At 69.8% G+C, this 15,805-nt stretch carries 15 protein-coding genes; 4 read left to right on the top strand and 11 right to left on the bottom strand.

The window, feature by feature from the left end; genetic code table 11:
* Nucleotides 1–24: 24 nt before the first annotated feature.
* Together miaA and miaB are read right to left on the bottom strand one after the other, a co-directional pair.
* Complete coding sequence (gene miaA, locus JOE64_RS04470) at nucleotides 25–975, bottom strand: tRNA (adenosine(37)-N6)-dimethylallyltransferase MiaA (protein WP_204963145.1); 951 nt, start codon at nucleotides 973–975, stop codon at nucleotides 25–27.
* Between the two features lie 37 nt (nucleotides 976–1,012).
* Nucleotides 1,013–2,563 carry a tRNA (N6-isopentenyl adenosine(37)-C2)-methylthiotransferase MiaB gene (gene miaB / locus JOE64_RS04465; RefSeq protein ID WP_204963144.1) on the bottom strand — a complete coding sequence of 517 codons (1,551 nt, stop codon included), beginning with the start codon at nucleotides 2,561–2,563 and terminating at the stop codon, nucleotides 1,013–1,015.
* 281 nt (nucleotides 2,564–2,844) lie between these two features.
* On the opposite strand from miaB, the gene JOE64_RS04460 reads away from it, so the two are divergent.
* From JOE64_RS04460 to JOE64_RS04445, 4 genes are all read left to right on the top strand, one after another.
* Nucleotides 2,845–3,327 carry a helicase associated domain-containing protein gene (locus JOE64_RS04460; protein WP_204963143.1) on the top strand — a complete coding sequence of 161 codons (483 nt, stop codon included), beginning with the start codon at nucleotides 2,845–2,847 and terminating at the stop codon, nucleotides 3,325–3,327.
* 104 nt (nucleotides 3,328–3,431) lie between these two features.
* Nucleotides 3,432–4,496, top strand: coding sequence for an ABC transporter substrate-binding protein (locus tag JOE64_RS04455; protein WP_204963142.1), 1,065 nt, complete (start codon nucleotides 3,432–3,434; stop codon nucleotides 4,494–4,496).
* Nucleotides 4,493–5,539, top strand: a complete 1,047-nt coding sequence (locus JOE64_RS04450) for a FecCD family ABC transporter permease (protein WP_204963141.1) — start codon at nucleotides 4,493–4,495, stop codon at nucleotides 5,537–5,539. The genes JOE64_RS04455 and JOE64_RS04450 overlap by 4 nt, the downstream gene beginning before the upstream one ends.
* The gene (locus JOE64_RS04445; RefSeq protein ID WP_204963140.1) at nucleotides 5,536–6,315 is read left to right on the top strand and encodes an ABC transporter ATP-binding protein; all 780 of its coding nucleotides are present in this window, start codon (nucleotides 5,536–5,538) and stop codon (nucleotides 6,313–6,315) included. Before JOE64_RS04450 ends, JOE64_RS04445 begins: the two co-directional genes overlap by 4 nt.
* Before the next feature lie 380 nt (nucleotides 6,316–6,695).
* On the opposite strand, the gene JOE64_RS04440 is transcribed toward JOE64_RS04445, so the two are convergent.
* From JOE64_RS04440 to JOE64_RS04400, 9 genes are all read right to left on the bottom strand, one after another.
* Entirely contained in the window at nucleotides 6,696–7,556 is an 861-nt protein-coding gene (locus JOE64_RS04440; RefSeq protein ID WP_204963139.1) for a regulatory protein RecX, read from the bottom strand.
* The gene (recA, locus tag JOE64_RS04435) at nucleotides 7,556–8,608 is read right to left on the bottom strand and encodes a recombinase RecA (RefSeq protein ID WP_204963138.1); all 1,053 of its coding nucleotides are present in this window, start codon (nucleotides 8,606–8,608) and stop codon (nucleotides 7,556–7,558) included. Before recA ends, JOE64_RS04440 begins: the two co-directional genes overlap by 1 nt.
* A gap of 249 nt (nucleotides 8,609–8,857) precedes the next feature.
* Complete coding sequence (locus JOE64_RS04430) at nucleotides 8,858–9,079, bottom strand: DUF3046 domain-containing protein (protein WP_204963137.1); 222 nt, start codon at nucleotides 9,077–9,079, stop codon at nucleotides 8,858–8,860.
* A 1-nt stretch (nucleotide 9,080) separates the two neighbouring features.
* Complete coding sequence (locus JOE64_RS04425) at nucleotides 9,081–9,398, bottom strand: helix-turn-helix domain-containing protein (RefSeq protein ID WP_204963136.1); 318 nt, start codon at nucleotides 9,396–9,398, stop codon at nucleotides 9,081–9,083.
* Between the two features lie 171 nt (nucleotides 9,399–9,569).
* A complete protein-coding gene (locus tag JOE64_RS04420; RefSeq protein WP_204963135.1) occupies nucleotides 9,570–10,115 on the bottom strand; it encodes a CinA family protein in 546 nt (181 codons plus the stop codon).
* Entirely contained in the window at nucleotides 10,112–10,690 is a 579-nt protein-coding gene (pgsA, locus tag JOE64_RS04415; RefSeq protein WP_204963134.1) for a CDP-diacylglycerol--glycerol-3-phosphate 3-phosphatidyltransferase, read from the bottom strand. The genes JOE64_RS04420 and pgsA overlap by 4 nt, the downstream gene beginning before the upstream one ends.
* Before the next feature lie 34 nt (nucleotides 10,691–10,724).
* A complete protein-coding gene (locus tag JOE64_RS04410; protein WP_204963133.1) occupies nucleotides 10,725–13,430 on the bottom strand; it encodes an FtsK/SpoIIIE family DNA translocase in 2,706 nt (901 codons plus the stop codon).
* A 105-nt stretch (nucleotides 13,431–13,535) separates the two neighbouring features.
* Nucleotides 13,536–14,030 (bottom strand): GNAT family N-acetyltransferase, encoded by a 495-nt coding sequence (locus JOE64_RS04405; protein ID WP_204963132.1) that lies wholly within the window; start codon nucleotides 14,028–14,030, stop codon nucleotides 13,536–13,538.
* A gap of 49 nt (nucleotides 14,031–14,079) precedes the next feature.
* A complete protein-coding gene (locus tag JOE64_RS04400) occupies nucleotides 14,080–15,756 on the bottom strand; it encodes a ribonuclease J (RefSeq protein ID WP_204963131.1) in 1,677 nt (558 codons plus the stop codon).
* Nucleotides 15,757–15,805: the final 49 nt, after the last annotated feature.

The raw sequence follows: 15,805 nt of genomic DNA, 5'->3' as shown, positions 1-15,805 counted from the left end.
CCTGCCGCATCGAACACGCGCGGATCACACCGCCGCGTCGACCAGTGCCCCGGCGTCGACGTCGGGGGCGACCCAGCGCAGGTCGTCGTAGCGACGGAACCACGAGACCTGGCGGCGCGCGTAACGGCGCGTGAGTGCCTGCGTCTGCGCGATCGCCTCACCCTCGTCGAGCGACCCGGTCAGCTGTGCGAGCGCCTGGGCGTACCCGATCGCGCGGGATGCCGTGGCTCCGCGCTCCAGGCCCCGCTCGCGCAGCCCCGCCACCTCGTCCAGGAGCCCCGCCGTCCACATCCCCTCGACCCGGCGGTCGAGACGCTCGACGAGGTCCGTGCGCGGCACATCGACGCCGAGAAGGGTCGTGGACTCATGCCACAGCGCCGGTGCCGCGGGGAGCACCGCGCCGTGCGTGTGCGCCCCCTGGCCCAGCACCTCGAGCGCCCGGATGAGGCGACGGGCATTGCGGGGATCGACCCGCTCCGCCGTCGCCGGATCGAGCGACCGCAGCCGGGCGTACAGGGCGGCTGCGCCGTCGCGTTCGAGCTCGGCTTCGAGGTCGGCGCGCAAGGCCTCGTCGCGCGGTGGAAAGCGGAAATCGTGGACGATGCTCGATACGTACAGCCCCGACCCCCCGACCACGATGGCGTCCGCGCCGCGGTCGAAGACATCCGTGATCGCCGCACGGGCGGCGTCCTGGTATGCCGCGACGGCGGCCTCATCCGTCACCTCGAGGACGTCGAAGAGATGGTGCGGGATGCCGCGGCGCTCGGCCTCGGGGAGCTTCGCCGTGCCGATGTCCATGCCCCGGTACAGCTGCATGGCATCGGCGTTGACGATCTCGGCGCCGCGCCCACGGGAGATCACCGCCTCGGCGAGGCGCAAGGAAAGATCGGTCTTGCCGGTGCCGGTGGCGCCGACGACCGCCCAGAGGCGTCCCGAGCCGGGCCGCCGCGGATCGCGGACCTGCGACGGTGCCATACGGAGCGGGCCGGAGAGACGGGAGCGCGCGGCGCGCTCAGGCGTTCAGACGCAGGGTGGGGATGCCGAGGCCGACGCTGCGGGCCGCGCCGTCGGCGGGGGGTACGGACGGCACGCCGCACGACTCGGCCTGCGTGCGATCCCACGCGTCACCGGCGCGCGTGCGGCGCACTCGCAGCGCAGCGCCGTCGACGCTGTCGGCGAGCAGGTGGAAAGGCGCAGCGTGCGTGACGGAGACCGTCACGACGTCGCCGGGGCGCGGCATCTCGGAGCCGGCGGGCAGTTCGAAATGAACCAGGCGGTTGTCTTCGGCGCGCCCGGTGAGGCGGTGCGTCTCGGCATCCTTCTTGCCCTCGCCGGTCGAGACGAGCACCTGCAACTCGCGTCCGACCAGCTTCTGGTTCTCCTCCAGGCTGATGCGGTCCTGGAGGGCGACGAGGCGCTCGTAACGCTCCTGGACGACGTCCTTGGGAACCTGATCGGGCATGGTCGAGGCAGGTGTGCCCTCGCGGATGGAGTACTGGAAGGTGAACGCGCTCGCGAAGCGGGCCTGTTCCACGACGCGCATCGTGTCGTCGAAGTCGGCGTCGGTCTCACCGGGGAAGCCGACGATGATGTCGGTGGAGATCGCGGCGTGCGGGATGCGATCGCGGACCCGGTCGAGGATGCCCAGGAACCTGTCGCCGCGATATGAGCGCCGCATCGCCTTGAGGATGCGGTCCGAACCCGACTGCAGTGGCATGTGCAACTGCGGCATGACCTGCGCAGTGTCGGCCATCGCGTCGATGACGTCGTCGGTGAAGGCGGCCGGATGCGGGCTGGTGAAGCGGATGCGCTCGAGCCCGGGGATCTCCCCCGCCGCGCGCAGCAGCTTGCCGAAGGCCTGGCGGTCGCCGAATTCGACCCCGTAGCTGTTGACGTTCTGGCCGAGCAGGGTCACCTCGATCGCCCCGTCGTCGACGAGCAGGCGGATCTCGTTCAGGATGTCGCCGGGGCGGCGGTCCTTCTCCTTGCCGCGCAGATGCGGGACGATGCAGAACGTGCAGGTGTTGTTGCAGCCGACCGAGATCGACACCCATCCGCTGTAGACCGAGTCGCGCTTGGTCGGGAGCGTCGAGGGGAACACCTCGAGGGATTCGAGAATCTCCAGCTCGGCGTCGCCGTTGTGGCGGGCCCGCTCGAGCAGACTCGGCAACGATCCCATGTTGTGCGTGCCGAAGACGACGTCGACCCACGGCGCCTTCGCCTGCACGGCATCCTTGTCCATCTGCGCCATGCAGCCGCCCACGGCGATCTGCATACCCTCGTGCTTGTCCTTGCGGCTCTTCAGATGCCCGAGCGTGCCGTAGAGCTTGCCGGCCGCGTTGTCGCGCACGGCGCAGGTGTTGATGACGACCACGTCGGCTTCGTCGCCGGCGGCGGCGCGTACGTAGCCGGCGGACTCGAGCGAGCCGGAGAGGCGCTCGGAGTCGTGGACGTTCATCTGGCAGCCGAAGGTGCGCACCTCATAGGTGCGCACGCGACCGTCAGCGGCGACGGCGGCGTCCGAGGGCGCGATCAGCGTGGGAGTGGCGGACGGCGAGGTCATGATGCCTTCATTCTACGGTCCACCCCCCGGCAGCGGCGCCGTAGACCCAGCTCGGCCGTCGTTCGACGTAGAGCGCGGAATCCGACGGTTTCGCGTCATGATCTGCGGACACATCACTCTCATGGATGAGGCCGTTGTTCCGACGTCGGCCGGCGGGAAGGCGGCATCGGAAGGTGCCGCCACGGACGATGCCGCGGCCCCAAGCAGCGACCGTCCGTCGGTGCGGGGCGTCCCAGCGCCCCGTACCCCCGCGAATCTCTCAGCGACCCGGGGGCGGATGGATGACGGCGCACCGGAAGGACACCCCGCGCAGTGCTGCGACGGCGTCGCGGTTCGCGCAGACCGTGGGTGAGCTCGCGGCTGCGGTGCGCCGCCGAGACGGCGCCCTGCCGTCGGCCGGATCGCCCGATCCGGCCGACGTGCGCCTCGCGCGGTGGCTCGCGAAACGCCGCTGGGAGGCGGGCCGCGGTCTTCTGTCCGACGATCGGGTGAGGCTGCTCGATCGGGCCGTTCCCCGCTGGCGCGAATCCACTCATTCGCGTGCCGGCTTCGAGGCGGCGCTCGCCGAGTGTGCGGACTGGCTCCGCTCCCGGGGACACCTGCCACGATCCGCGGGCGGAGGACCGACGGAGACGCGCCTCGGCCGATGGATCGTCGCTCGGCGTTATGACGCCGGCATCGGCCGGCTGTCGCTCGGGCATGCCGAACGACTCGATGCCGACCTCGACGGCTGGCGCGTCGCGTCGGCGCCGTCCCGGAGGTAGTGCTCCTCCGCTCGGGAACGTGGAGTTCCGGCCCAGCGACCTTAGGGTACCCTTTCCTCTGCGTCACCCCGCATCCACGGGGCTCGGAAACCCGAAGGAGTCCCATGGGGTCACACGCCGCGCGCGCTTTCCGCCCGCTCATCGTCGTCGCCGCGACCGTCGTCGCGCTGACCGTTCTGGCCGGGTGCGGCGCGTCCGAGCCCGTTCCCGTCGCTACGACCGGCGCCGGCGGCGAAGGCCGCACCGTCTATCCCGTGACGCTTGAGAACTGCGGCGTTTCGGTCACGATCGACGCCGCACCGGAGCGCACCGTGTCTCTGGATCAGGACTCGACCGAGATCCTCCTCTCTCTGGGTCTTCAGGATCGGATGGCGGGGACGGCGTCGTGGACCGACCCCGTCCTGCCGTCTCTCGCGGACGCGAATGCTGCCGTCCCGCGTCTCGCCGACAATGCGCCGACCTACGAGGTGCTCATGGGCGCCGATCCCGACTTCGTCACGGCATCCTTCGGTCGCCACTTCAAGGACGGCGGGGTGGTGACGCGCGACCGGCTGACCTCGACCGGCATCCCGTCATACCTCTCTCCGACCGACTGCGATCAGGGCAAGAGCATCAACGGGGGAACCGGCGCCCGCACGACCCCGCTCACCGTCGACGTGCTCTACCAGGAGATCCGGGAACTGGCGACGATCTTCGACGTCCAGAGCCGCGGCGATGCCCTGATCGCCGACCTGCAGCGCCGGGCGGCCGCGGCCACGGACGGCATGGATCTGACGGGACGAACCGTGGCATTCTGGTTCGCCGACACCAAGACGCCCTACATCGGGGGCGGGCGGGGATCGGCGCAGCTGCTCGCCTCGATGACGGGGATGACGAACGTCTTCGCCGACCGGAGCGAGGATTGGCCCGCCGTCAGCTGGGAGTCGTTCGCTGCGGCGCAGCCGACGGTGCTCGTCGTGGGAGACCTGCAGCGTGACCGCTTTCCCGGAGACCGTCTCGACGACAAGATGGCCTTCCTCACGAGCGATCCCCTCACCCGGACGATCCCGGCGGTCCAGTCGGGCGCCATCGTCGCCCTGCACGGCGCCGAGCTGAACCCGTCGATCCGGTTCGTCGACGGACTCGAGAAGATCCGTTCCTGGTGGGACCGGCAGCAGGGCCGGGGATGACCGCAGCGACCCCGCACGTCCGTTCCGGACGTCTGCGCACGGCGCTCGTGGTGGGGGGCGGCGCCGTCGCCCTCCTCGTGTCGGTCGCCGTCGCCATGACGCTCGGGCCGACGGATGTCTCGCTCGTGAACGTGCGCGACATCGTGCTGAACCACCTGGGACTCGCCGACATCCCCGTCCGCGCGGCGGCCAACGCGATCGTCTGGGAAGACCGCCTTCCCCGGGCACTCGTCGCCGCCGCCTGCGGCGCCGGCCTCGGGCTGTGCGGCGTCGTCATGCAGGCGCTTCTGCGCAACCCCCTCGCCGACCCGTTCATCCTGGGCGTCTCGTCGGGCGCCTCCACCGGAGCGGTGCTCGTCGCGGTGCTCGGCCTCGGAGCCGGGACGCTCGGGCTGTCGGCGGGCGCGTTCGTGGGCGCGCTGGTCGCCTTCGCTCTCGTGCTGCTGCTCGCCCGGGCGGCGTCCGCGGGCACCTCGGGAGTGATCCTGGCCGGCGTCGCGGGGACGCACTTCTTCTCGGCGGTGACCTCGCTCGTCGTGTTCGCCTTCGCCGACTCGGATGCCACACGCGGTGTCATGTTCTGGCTGCTCGGTTCGCTGGAGGGGATGCGATGGAACCACGTCGTGCTCGCCGCCGTGGTGGTCGCGCTCGGGTCGGTCCTCATCGGGGCATCCGCGCAGACGCTGGATGCCTTCGCCTTCGGCGACGATGTGGCGGCATCCCTCGGCATCCACGTCGGACGAGTACGTCTGTTGCTGTTCGTGCTCACCGCGCTCATGACCGCCACCCTGGTCAGCGTGGCCGGCGCCATCGGATTCGTGGGTCTGGTCCTGCCGCATGCCGCGCGTCTTCTGGTCGGGCCGCGTCACGCGCGGGTGATCCCCGCGACGATCGTGCTCGGAGCACTGTTCATGGTGTGGGTGGATGCCGCATCGCGCACAGCGTTCGCGCCGTCGCCCCTGCCCGTGGGCGTCGGCACCGCGTTGGTGGGCGTGCCCGTGTTCGTGGCCCTGCTGGTCCGCCGGAAGGCGGCGCGCTCATGACACTGTCCGCGGAGAACGTGTCATGGCGACGGGGCGGGGCTCTCGTCGTCGATGGTGTCAGCCTGCACCCGCGAGCGGGCTCGACTGTCGGACTGCTCGGCCCCAACGGATCGGGGAAGTCCTCGTTGCTGCGGCTGTTGCAGGGGGTCGCTCGCCCCGATGCGGGAGTCGTGCGCCTCGACGCGGACGATCTGCGCGGGCTGCGCCGGCGCGACATCGCCCGCGCGGTCGCGACGGTGTCACAGTATGCCGAGACCGAAGTCGACCTCACCGTGCGCGACGTGGTGCGTCTCGGCCGCACGCCGCACCGATCGGTGTGGGGCGGTGACCCCGCCGGCGACGAGCGGGCGGTGGACGATGCCCTCGCACAGGTGCAGCTGACGGCGAAGGCATCCGATGGCTGGCACACGCTGTCGGGCGGCGAGCGTCAGCGCGCGCAGATCGCGCGCGCCCTCGCCCAAGAGCCCCGCGAACTGCTGCTCGACGAACCGACCAACCACCTCGACATCCGTCATCAGCTCGACCTCTTGGCGCTCGTCGCCACCCTGCCCGTCACGACCGTCGTGGCGTTGCATGACCTGAACCTGGCGGCGACCTTCTGCGACGATGTCGTGGTCCTGCGCCGGGGCCGGGTCGTCGCCGCCGGTCCCCCGGCTCAGGTGTTGACCCCGGAGCTGATCGCCGACGTCTACGAGGTCGATGCACGGACGACGATCGACCCGGAGACGGGTCGGCTCGCCATCACCTACCTCTGGGAATCCCGCACGCGCGGGTGACGCGTCGCGCAGCGTCGACTCCTCCCACGGCCCGCGTCCGTCTCTCGACGTGACGCGTTCTCACCCTCGAGGCCCGGGCAGCACACGCGCGACGTCCTCCTAACGCTTCGGTCGCGAGAACAGCCGCTTCGCCCAGCCGGCGGTGCTGATCGCACTTTCGACCGTCCCTCCCGCCAGATACCCGGCGGCCAACCCGGAGAACTCGGCGTAACAGGCGTCGCACAGGACGCGCGTCGAGGTCCGGTTTCCGCCACCCCGCAGTCGTGCGCGGCATTGCTCGCACCGTGTCTCCATGCCTTCAGGGTCGCACGGATGACGCACCGATTCCAGAGTGGCTCGAGCGAGCCGGGGTGCGCCCGCGACACTTCGTGCCGCTGCGGTCACTCGAAGCGAACGGTGCCCGCGGGGGGTCTCCGCGCCGGCCGGCTCAGCTCGTCGAGCGCCAGACGCGCCGCGGACAGGGCATTCGCGCCGTATCCGCGACGCGCCAACTGGCCGGAGAGGCGTCGAAGTGCGGTGTCGCGGTCGAGGTCGCGCATGGTGCGCGCCTTCTGCCGGGCGAATTCGAGTGCCCGCTCCGCTTCGTCGTCGGGAAGCTCTGCCAGAGCGGCATCGATGACCTCGCGCGGGATTCCGCGCGAGCCGAGCGACTGGATCAGCATGACCCGGCCCTGGCCTTTGCGTTCGACGCCGCTGTGGACGAGCTGCTCGGCCAGTGCCGCGTCATCGAGGTAGCCGTGACGGCGCATCCGGTCGACGATGTGGGCGGCCGCATCGTCTTCCAGCTCGCGATCCCGCAGGAACGCGGATGCCTCGCGCTCCGACAAGGAACGCGTGCGCAGCCGCTTCAGCAGTGCGGCCTCGGCGTCCTCTGCCCGAGCGACGGCATCCTCGTCGACCGTTCCGACGTCGTCGACGAGGTCATCCGTCCACGTGTTGTGCCACGTGCCGCTCCCGTCCGGTGTGTCGTCGGCGCGCGGCCCCGCACCCGAGGGCCACGCGCTCCGCGCGCCGAGGTTCGGTGCCCCGGGGTTCGATGGCCTCGGGGCACCGTTCCCTGGACTCGACACGCCCGCGCCCGCGCCCGCGCGCAGCGCGTTCGGCGTGTCCGAGCTCGACGTCCTGTCGCTCGGACGCGGCCGCGTCGATGATGTCGCGGAGGGCGTCCGCCGATCCCCGCCGAAGAGCGGGATCACGGGGGCGAGCGCGTCGCGCTCGCCCCCGTCGCTCGCCGTGTCCATCAGGCCGGGCGGCGGGCGGCCAGGTCGTCGGCAGGAGCGGCATCCATTTCTTTCGGCTGACCGATGCCGAGCTTCTTCAGGATCTTCTGCTCGATGTCGGCGGCGATGTCGGTGTTCTTGAGCAGGAAGTTGCGCGCGTTCTCCTTGCCCTGACCGAGCTGCTCGCCGTCGTAGGTGTACCAGGCTCCCGACTTCTTGACGATCGCGTGCTCCACGCCGAAGTCGATGAGCGACCCCTCACGCGAGATGCCGACGCCGTAGAGGATGTCGAACTCGGCCTGTTTGAAGGGCGGGGCCATCTTGTTCTTGACGACCTTGACGCGGGTACGGTTTCCGACCGCCTCGGTACCGTCCTTGAGGGTCTCGATACGACGGATGTCGAGTCGCACCGACGCATAGAACTTCAGCGCCTTGCCGCCGGCCGTGGTCTCGGGCGAACCGAAGAACACGCCGATCTTCTCGCGCAGCTGGTTGATGAAGATCATCGTGGTGCCGGTCTGGTTCAGCCCACCGGTGAGCTTGCGCAGCGCCTGCGACATGAGGCGCGCCTGCAGGCCGACGTGCGAGTCGCCCATCTCACCCTCGATCTCGGCCTTGGGCACGAGCGCGGCGACCGAGTCGATCACGACGAGGTCGATGGCGCCCGACCGCACCAGCATGTCGGCGATCTCGAGCGCCTGCTCGCCGGTGTCGGGCTGCGACACGAGCAGCTGGTCGATGTCGACGCCGAGCTTCTGCGCGTAGTCGGGGTCGAGCGCGTGCTCGGCATCGATGAAGGCGGCGATGCCGCCGGCGCGCTGGACGTTCGCGATCGCGTGCAGCGTGAGCGTGGTCTTACCGGAGGACTCCGGACCGTAGATCTCGACGATGCGCCCGCGGGGAAGACCGCCGACGCCGAGGGCGACGTCGAGGGCGATGGAGCCGGTCGGGATGATGGCAACGGGAGCACGCTCGTCGCTGCCGAGGCGCATCACCGATCCCTTTCCGAACTGCCGGTCGATCTGGGCGAGGGCCGATTCGAGGGCCTTCTCGCGGTCGGCGGGTGATGGCATGACGTGCTCCTTCTGTTCGCGTGTCCGTCGCCTGTAGGCTGTCGCGCCCGCTCACGTGCGGAGAGGGTCTGCGACAAGGCGGAGGTGTCGTCGTGACGGGAACAACGCTACGAAGGACCTCCGACATCGGTCGGCGAATCGGTCGCGGCGGTGGACAACCTCGCGGCGATCCCTCGTGTGCAGGAGCCTACGCAACCATAGAACAAAAGTACGACGACACGCCGCCCGGCGTTCGCAACACGCGTGCGCTCAGCGGCGCGGGTCCAGCAGCCCGACGCCGTGGCGGCGCGATTCGGGCACTTCGGTCTCGTCGCACAGTGCACGCCACACGATGCGGGGATCGACCCCGTCCGCGATCGCCTGAGCCGCCGTCCGGTAGCCCACACCACCCAGCGTCAGATCCGTCAGGACCGACGTCGCGCGCGCACCGAACTCGTCGTCGACCGCGCGATGGAACTCGCTCCGACGCACGTCAGCGCAGCGACAGCTGCGGCTGGATGTCGCGATCGAGGGCGACGAGGTCATCCGGGACGACATCGGGGAAAACCTGCAGTCCCTCGAGCACCGAGATGCGGTCACCGACTTCGCGCATGATCGTCGAGATCGGCACGTCGAGCGCTTCGGCGACCGAGGCGAGGATCTCGCTCGACGCCTCCTTCTGCCCGCGCTCGACTTCGCTGAGGTAGCCCAACGCCACACTCGCACGCCCCGCGACCTGACGGAGGGTGCGCCCCTTCTGCAGGCGGAAGTCGCGCAGGACTTCGCCGATCTCCTGACGTACCAGGATCATGTCGGGCCTCCTCCTCTGGCAGTGGAACCGCGTCCCGGGTGGACAACAGTACAGGACTCGCTGGTCACCCTAACCCCGGGGTGCTGGGGAATGGGTGGGAATCACTGAGTCGTAACAGGGCCGTCACACGCCCTATTCCCGCCCCACCCCGGGAATCCCCGCCCCGCGAGTTCACAGCGCTTCGAGCGCGAACCGGACGGCCAGCACCGTCGCCTGCAGGCGGATGTCGGCCCGATCGCCGGACAGCTGGACGGAGCGCACTCGCGAACCGAGCGGCGTCGCGATGCCGATGTGGACCGTGCCGACCGGCTGCCCATCGGGCGACACGGGTCCGGCGATGCCGGTGGTCGCGATACCCACGTCGGCGCTCGTGCCGTCGTTCGCAACCGTGCGGCGCACACCCTCCGCCATCTGCTGCGCGACGCGCGGGTGGACGGGGCCGTGCGCGGAGAGCAGGGTCTCATCGACACCGAGAAGGGTCGTCTTCAGGTCCGTCGCGTACGCCACCACTCCCCCGCGCAGCACGCCGGAGGCGCCGGGCACCCCCACGATCGAGGACACGACGAGCCCCCCGGTCAGAGACTCCGCCACGCCGACGGTCCAGCCGAGCTCGCCCAAGCGGGCGACGAGGCGCTGCGCCTCCGTGGGGCGCGCGTGCGAGACGTCGGTGTCCTCGAGTCCGTCGGGAAGATCGGGCATCGGCCGGAACGGAGTCATGAACGCACCCCCCGTGCGCCGCGTCGGGAGCCGCGGATCTCCGTGACGACATAGTCGAGTCCGCTCGCGACGGTGAGGATCACGGCGATCCACATCATCGCCGCATTGACCACGTGGATCCACTCCCCGACGATCGTCCACAGTGGAAGGAGCGCGAGCGACAGCGCGACGGCCTGCGCCACGGTCTTGAGCTTGCCCATCCACGCCGCGGCGACGACGTGGCTGCTCGCCACGACGAGGCGGTGCACGGTGATGCCGATCTCGCGGACGAGCACGAGAGCGGTGACCCACACGGGCAGTTCGCCGAGGATCGACAATCCCACGAACGCGCACCCGGTCAGCGCCTTGTCGGCGATGGGATCGAGCAGCTTGCCGAGGTCGGTGACGACCTCGTAACGCCGCGCGAGATAACCGTCGATCCCATCGGTCGCGATCGCGACGATGAACAGAGCCGCGGCCCACCATCGCAGCGGGCCGTCGGCGCCGCCGTCTGCGAGAAGCATCCACAGGAAGATCGGTGCGCACAGGATGCGCACGATCGTGATCGCGTTGGGGAGTTGCCTCGGGATCGCCACGTGCCGAGCCTATCCGCCGTGCGTGAGGACGTCCTCAGTCGCGACCGGTGAGCCCCCAGGCATCCTCCGAGCCGGAGTCACCATCGACCACCTCGTAGCCGGCGAACTGGTCGCCGACGGCGTCGGGACCGTAGCCATCGGATGCCGCGGGCGCGGAAGCGGCGGGCGGAGAATCGCCGCGCAGCCGCGCGAGCACTTCGGGCAGCTGGTCGGGTGTCACCAGGACGTCTCGCGCCTTCGACCCCTCGGACGGCCCGACGATCTCGCGCGACTCGAGCAGATCCATGAGGCGTCCGGCCTTGGCGAAGCCCACGCGGAGCTTTCGCTGCAGCATCGAGGTCGATCCGAACTGCGTCGAGATGATCTGCTCGGCAGCGGCCAGCAGCAGGTCGAGGTCGTCCCCGATGTCGGCGTCGATCTCCTTCTTCTCGGCGACCGCTTCGACGTCCTTGCGGTACTCGGGCCGCGCCTGGTTCTTGACGTGGTGGACGACCTTCTCGATCTCGCTCTCGGCGACCCACGCACCCTGCACGCGAAGGGCCTTCGAGGCACCCATCGGCAGGAACAGGCCGTCACCCTGACCGATGAGCCGGTCGGCGCCGGGCTGGTCGAGGATGACGCGCGAGTCTGTCACGCTCGTCACGGCGAAGGCGAGGCGCGAGGGCACGTTGGCCTTGATGAGGCCCGTCACGACGTCCACCGAGGGGCGCTGCGTCGCGAGGACGAGGTGGATGCCGGAGGCACGGGCGAGCTGGGTGATGCGGACGATCGAGTCCTCGACGTCGCGCGGGGCGACCATCATGAGGTCGGCGAGCTCGTCGACCACGACCAGCAGGTACGGGTACGGCTTGAGCACGCGCTCGCTGCCGACGGGCAGCTGGATCTCGCCCGCGACGACGGCGCGGTTGAAGTCGTCGATGTGACGGAACCCGAACGACGCGAGGTCGTCGTAGCGCATATCCATCTCCTTCACGACCCACTGCAGCGCCTCGGCGGCCTTCTTGGGGTTCGTGATAATGGGGGTGATCAGGTGCGGCACGCCGGCGTAGCTCGTGAGTTCGACGCGCTTGGGGTCGATGAGGACCATCCGCACCTCGGACGGCTTCGCGCGCATCAGCAGGCTCGTGATCATCGAGTTCACGAAGCTCGACTTACCCGAGCCGGTGGAGCCGGCCACCAGCAGGTGAGGCATCTTGGCGAGGTTCGCGACGACGTAGCCGCCGCCGACATCCTTGCCAACGCCGATCGTCATGGGGTGGGTCTGCGAGGTCGCCGCCTGCGAGCGCAGCACGTCGCCGAGCGTCACGATCTCGCGGTCGGTGTTGGGGATCTCGACACCGATCGCGCTCTTGCCGGGGATCGGCGCGAGGATGCGGACCTCGTTGGATGCCACGGCGTACGCGATGTTGTTGGTCAGCGCGGTGATGCGCTCGACCTTCACTCCGGGCCCGAGCGAGATTTCGTACTGTGTGACGGTCGGGCCGCGGGAGAATCCGGTGACCCGGGCATCCACCGAGAACTGCTCGAAGACGCCCGTGATCGCGGCCACGACACGGTCGTTGGCCTCGGACCGCGCCTTGGGCGGGTCGCCCTGCGCGAGGGCGGTGACGGCGGGAAGGCGGTAGGGGGCCTGCGGCGGACGGCCGTCGTGGTCGTCGCCGAGTGCGGAGATGCCGGGCAGGATGCCGTCGTCGAGGATGATCTCGCCGCTGTCTTCGCGGATGCCCGTGTCGGCCTTCTTCGCCGCCGTCCGGGCGTTCTCGATCACGACCGGGTCGATGATCTCCGTGGCCGCGTCGGGAAGAGGCGGCATCGGCGGCGCGGCGATCGCCTGGTCGAAGCCGCCGTCGGAGCTCGGATCGAGGAGAGCCGTCAGGTCGGTCGAGCCGAGCGCGCCGTCCGTGTCCTCCTCGCGGCCGCTCTTGTTCCGGCGCCACCACGGCGTGCCGGAATCCTTCTCGTCGGCGTCGGCGTCGTCAACGTCGAAGGCCACCGTCGGCCCCGTCGCCGCGGCAGCCGTCGCCGGTGCCGGCTCAGGTCGCTCGGCACCGAACATCCACGCGTACAGATCACCGAGACGCCGTCCGATGCGGTTCGGCGGGGTCTTCGTGAGGATGAGGACGCTCAGAAACGCGAGGATGCCGAGAACGGCATACGCGCCGATCGGGGTGAGGAAGCTCAAGGGCTCGCCGAGCATCCACCCGAACAGACCACCGGCGGGGCTCAGCCCCGGAGCACCGTCGCGCGGCTGGGGGCGGTTGCCGGCCACATGGCAGATGCCGGCGACGGAGAGGACGAACAGACCGAACCCGATGCCGATCCGTCCGTTGTCGTGCACGGACGGAGGATGCCGGAACAGCCAGCCGGCGAGGAGCAGAAGGAGCACCGGCATGATGAACGCGACGCGCCCGATCAGCAGGCCCACGGTGTAGGCGCTGATCGTCGTGCCGACGTCGGTGCCGATGAGGAACCATTCCACGATCGCGCCGGCGATCGCGAGAAGCACGAGCAGGAACGGGAATCCGTCGCGACGCTGGTCCTTTTCGAGGCTCTCGTGCCCGAACGCACGGAACATACCCCCGGTCGCATGCGCGACAGCGAGCCACATCCGCACCATCGGCGCCGGGCCGTCGACCTCGTCGACGTAGCGCGTGGGGGTCGGCTCCGGCTTGCGGGCGCGCGACGAGGAGCCCTTCGCGGACGCGCGGGCGTTCGTGGGCGTGCTCGAGGATCGTGCCATTACTCCACGGTAGGCGGGGGCACCGACGAAACGCCGGATTGACGCGGCACTCGCCGCGTGCGATCGTCGGTACGCCGAGACGGCGTCGCGCGGCGACGCGACGCCTCAGCGCAGCCGCTTGACCATCGTGTCGCGCCCGTGACCGGCCTGGGTCACCGCGAATCCCTCGGTGCGGTAAAGCGTCTGGGCGTAGTTCCCGCGTTCGACCGAGAGGCTGATACGCGCGTGCCCCTGCGATCGGGCGATCTCGCACAGCCGCTGCAGCAGGGCTCGGCCGACCCCGTGCGCACGCCAGATGGGGCGGACCCCGACGATCAGCTCCGGGACGCCGGTGGCCACGTACCCGAAGCCGGGATCGGTGCGCGGCAGGATCCGGTACCACGCGGCGCCGATGGGCTGCTCCTGCGCGTCGAGGGCGATGACACCGGCATCCCCCGGTCGCATCCATCCGGTGATGTAGCGATGGTACTCGGGGTGCCCGATCACCTCGTGTCGCGGTCGCTGACCGCCCTGCCGCCAGTTCGCCGCCTCGACGACCATGTCGCCGAGGAACGCGCCGTCCGCCTGGGCGGCGGGGCGGATGCGAAAGCTCGAGGGCATGACGCCGATCGTAGCGAACCCCGTGTCACGCCCCGATCACGATGTCGGGTCAGGCCTCGATGACCAGCGGCACGATCATCGGACGCCGGCGCAGGCGCTGGTTGACCCAGCGCCCGATCGTGCGGCGCACGACCTGAGAGAGGGCATGGGTGTCGCGCACTCCCGATTTCGCCGCCTCGGTGAGAGCGGCCGCGATCTTGGGCTTCACGTCGTCGAAGACGCTGTCGTCCTCGGCGAACCCGCGCGCGTGCACCTCGGGACCGGTGATGATGCGGCCGGTCGCCGAATCGACGACGACGATCACCGAGATGAAGCCCTCTTCACCGAGGATGCGGCGGTCCTTCAGGTCGGCGTCGGTGATCTCACCCACGGTCGAGCCGTCGACGTACACGAGCCCCAGATCGAGCTGGCCGACCACCTGAGCGACGCCGTCGCGGAGGTCGACGACGGTGCCGTTCTCGGCGATGATCGTGTTCTCCGCCGGAATGCCGGTGTCTTGAGCCAGCTTCGCGTTCGCGATCAGGTGCCGGTACTCGCCGTGCACCGGTATGACGTTGCGCGGCTTCAGGATGTTGTAGCAGTACAGGAGCTCGCCCGCTGCCGCGTGGCCCGAGACGTGCACCTTGGCGTTGCCCTTGTGCACGACGGTGGCGCCCAGCTTCGTCAGGCCGTCGATCACGCGGTAGACCGCGTTCTCGTTCCCCGGGATGAGGCTGGATGCCAGGATGACGGTGTCGCCGGCACCGGGCTCGATCGCGTGGTCGAGGTTCGCCATGCGCGAGAGCACGGCCATCGGCTCGCCCTGCGACCCCGTGGACATGTAGACGATCTTGTCGTCCGGCAGGTCCTGCGCCTTCTTATAGTCGATCAGCACGTTCTCCGGCACCGAGAGGTAGCCGAGATCGGCGGCGATGCCCATGTTGCGCACCATCGACCGCCCGAGGAACGCGACGCGGCGACCGTTGGCGACGGCGGCGTCGATGACCTGCTGCACGCGGTGCACGTGGCTCGAGAAGCTCGCGACGATCACGCGCCGCTGCGACTTCGCGATGACCTGATCCAGAACCGGCCCGATCTCGCGCTCGAGCGGCGTGAAGCCCGGCACGTCCGCGTTGGTCGAGTCCACCAGGAACAGGTCCACGCCGTCCTCGCCGAGACTCGCGAACGCGCGCAGGTCGGTGATCCGTCCGTCGAGCGGCAGCTGGTCCATCTTGAAGTCACCGGTGGCGAGCACCGTGCCGGCATCCGTGTGGATCGCGACGGCGAGCGCGTCGGGGATGGAGTGGTTGACGGCGACGAACTCGAGGTCGAAGGGTCCGACTTCCTCCTCCTGCCCCTCCTTGACCGTCAGGGTGTAGGGGCGGATGCGGTGCTCCTTGAGCTTCGCCTCGACGAGCGCAAGGGTCAGCTGGGAGCCGATGAGGGGGATGTCGTTCTTTAGGCGCAGGAGGTAGGGCACCGCGCCGATGTGGTCCTCGTGGCCGTGCGTGAGCACGACGCCCACGACGTCGTCCAGTCGCCCCTTGATCGGCTCGAAGTCGGGCAGGATCAGGTCGACGCCCGGCTGGTGCTCCTCGGGGAACAGCACGCCGCAGTCGACGATGAGCAGCTTGCCGTCGTACTCGAAGACCGTCATGTTGCGGCCGATCTCGGCGAGACCGCCGAGCGGGATGACGCGCAGGGTGCCCGGTTCGAGGGCGGGCGGGTCGTAGACGTTCGTGGGCATAGGATGCCTCCTTCGGATGCCTCGGGCACCCGCGATCGGATGTCGTGCG

Source organism: Microbacterium dextranolyticum, assembly GCF_016907295.1.
Taxonomy (GTDB): Bacteria; Actinomycetota; Actinomycetes; order Actinomycetales; family Microbacteriaceae; genus Microbacterium; species Microbacterium dextranolyticum.
Note: the sequence above shows the minus strand (reverse complement) of the source record. Positions and strands in the feature narration are given on the sequence as shown.

Excerpts from the sequence above, each read along its gene's own strand:
- miaB (WP_204963144.1), bottom strand. The coding sequence starts at position 2,563 with ATGACCTCGCCGTCCGCCACTCCCACGCTGATCGCGCCCTCGGACGCC.
- JOE64_RS04410 (WP_204963133.1), bottom strand. The coding sequence starts at position 13,430 with ATGGCACGATCCTCGAGCACGCCCACGAACGCCCGCGCGTCCGCGAAG.
- miaA (WP_204963145.1), bottom strand. The coding sequence starts at position 975 with ATGGCACCGTCGCAGGTCCGCGATCCGCGGCGGCCCGGCTCGGGACGC.
- JOE64_RS04445 (WP_204963140.1), top strand. The coding sequence starts at position 5,536 with ATGACACTGTCCGCGGAGAACGTGTCATGGCGACGGGGCGGGGCTCTC.
- JOE64_RS04405 (WP_204963132.1), bottom strand. The coding sequence starts at position 14,030 with ATGCCCTCGAGCTTTCGCATCCGCCCCGCCGCCCAGGCGGACGGCGCG.
- JOE64_RS04450 (WP_204963141.1), top strand. The coding sequence starts at position 4,493 with ATGACCGCAGCGACCCCGCACGTCCGTTCCGGACGTCTGCGCACGGCG.
- JOE64_RS04455 (WP_204963142.1), top strand. The coding sequence starts at position 3,432 with ATGGGGTCACACGCCGCGCGCGCTTTCCGCCCGCTCATCGTCGTCGCC.
- JOE64_RS04460 (WP_204963143.1), top strand. The coding sequence starts at position 2,845 with ATGACGGCGCACCGGAAGGACACCCCGCGCAGTGCTGCGACGGCGTCG.
- JOE64_RS04420 (WP_204963135.1), bottom strand. The coding sequence starts at position 10,115 with ATGACTCCGTTCCGGCCGATGCCCGATCTTCCCGACGGACTCGAGGAC.
- JOE64_RS04440 (WP_204963139.1), bottom strand. The coding sequence starts at position 7,556 with ATGGACACGGCGAGCGACGGGGGCGAGCGCGACGCGCTCGCCCCCGTG.
- JOE64_RS04425 (WP_204963136.1), bottom strand. The coding sequence starts at position 9,398 with ATGATCCTGGTACGTCAGGAGATCGGCGAAGTCCTGCGCGACTTCCGC.
- recA (WP_204963138.1), bottom strand. The coding sequence starts at position 8,608 with ATGCCATCACCCGCCGACCGCGAGAAGGCCCTCGAATCGGCCCTCGCC.
- JOE64_RS04400 (WP_204963131.1), bottom strand. The coding sequence starts at position 15,756 with ATGCCCACGAACGTCTACGACCCGCCCGCCCTCGAACCGGGCACCCTG.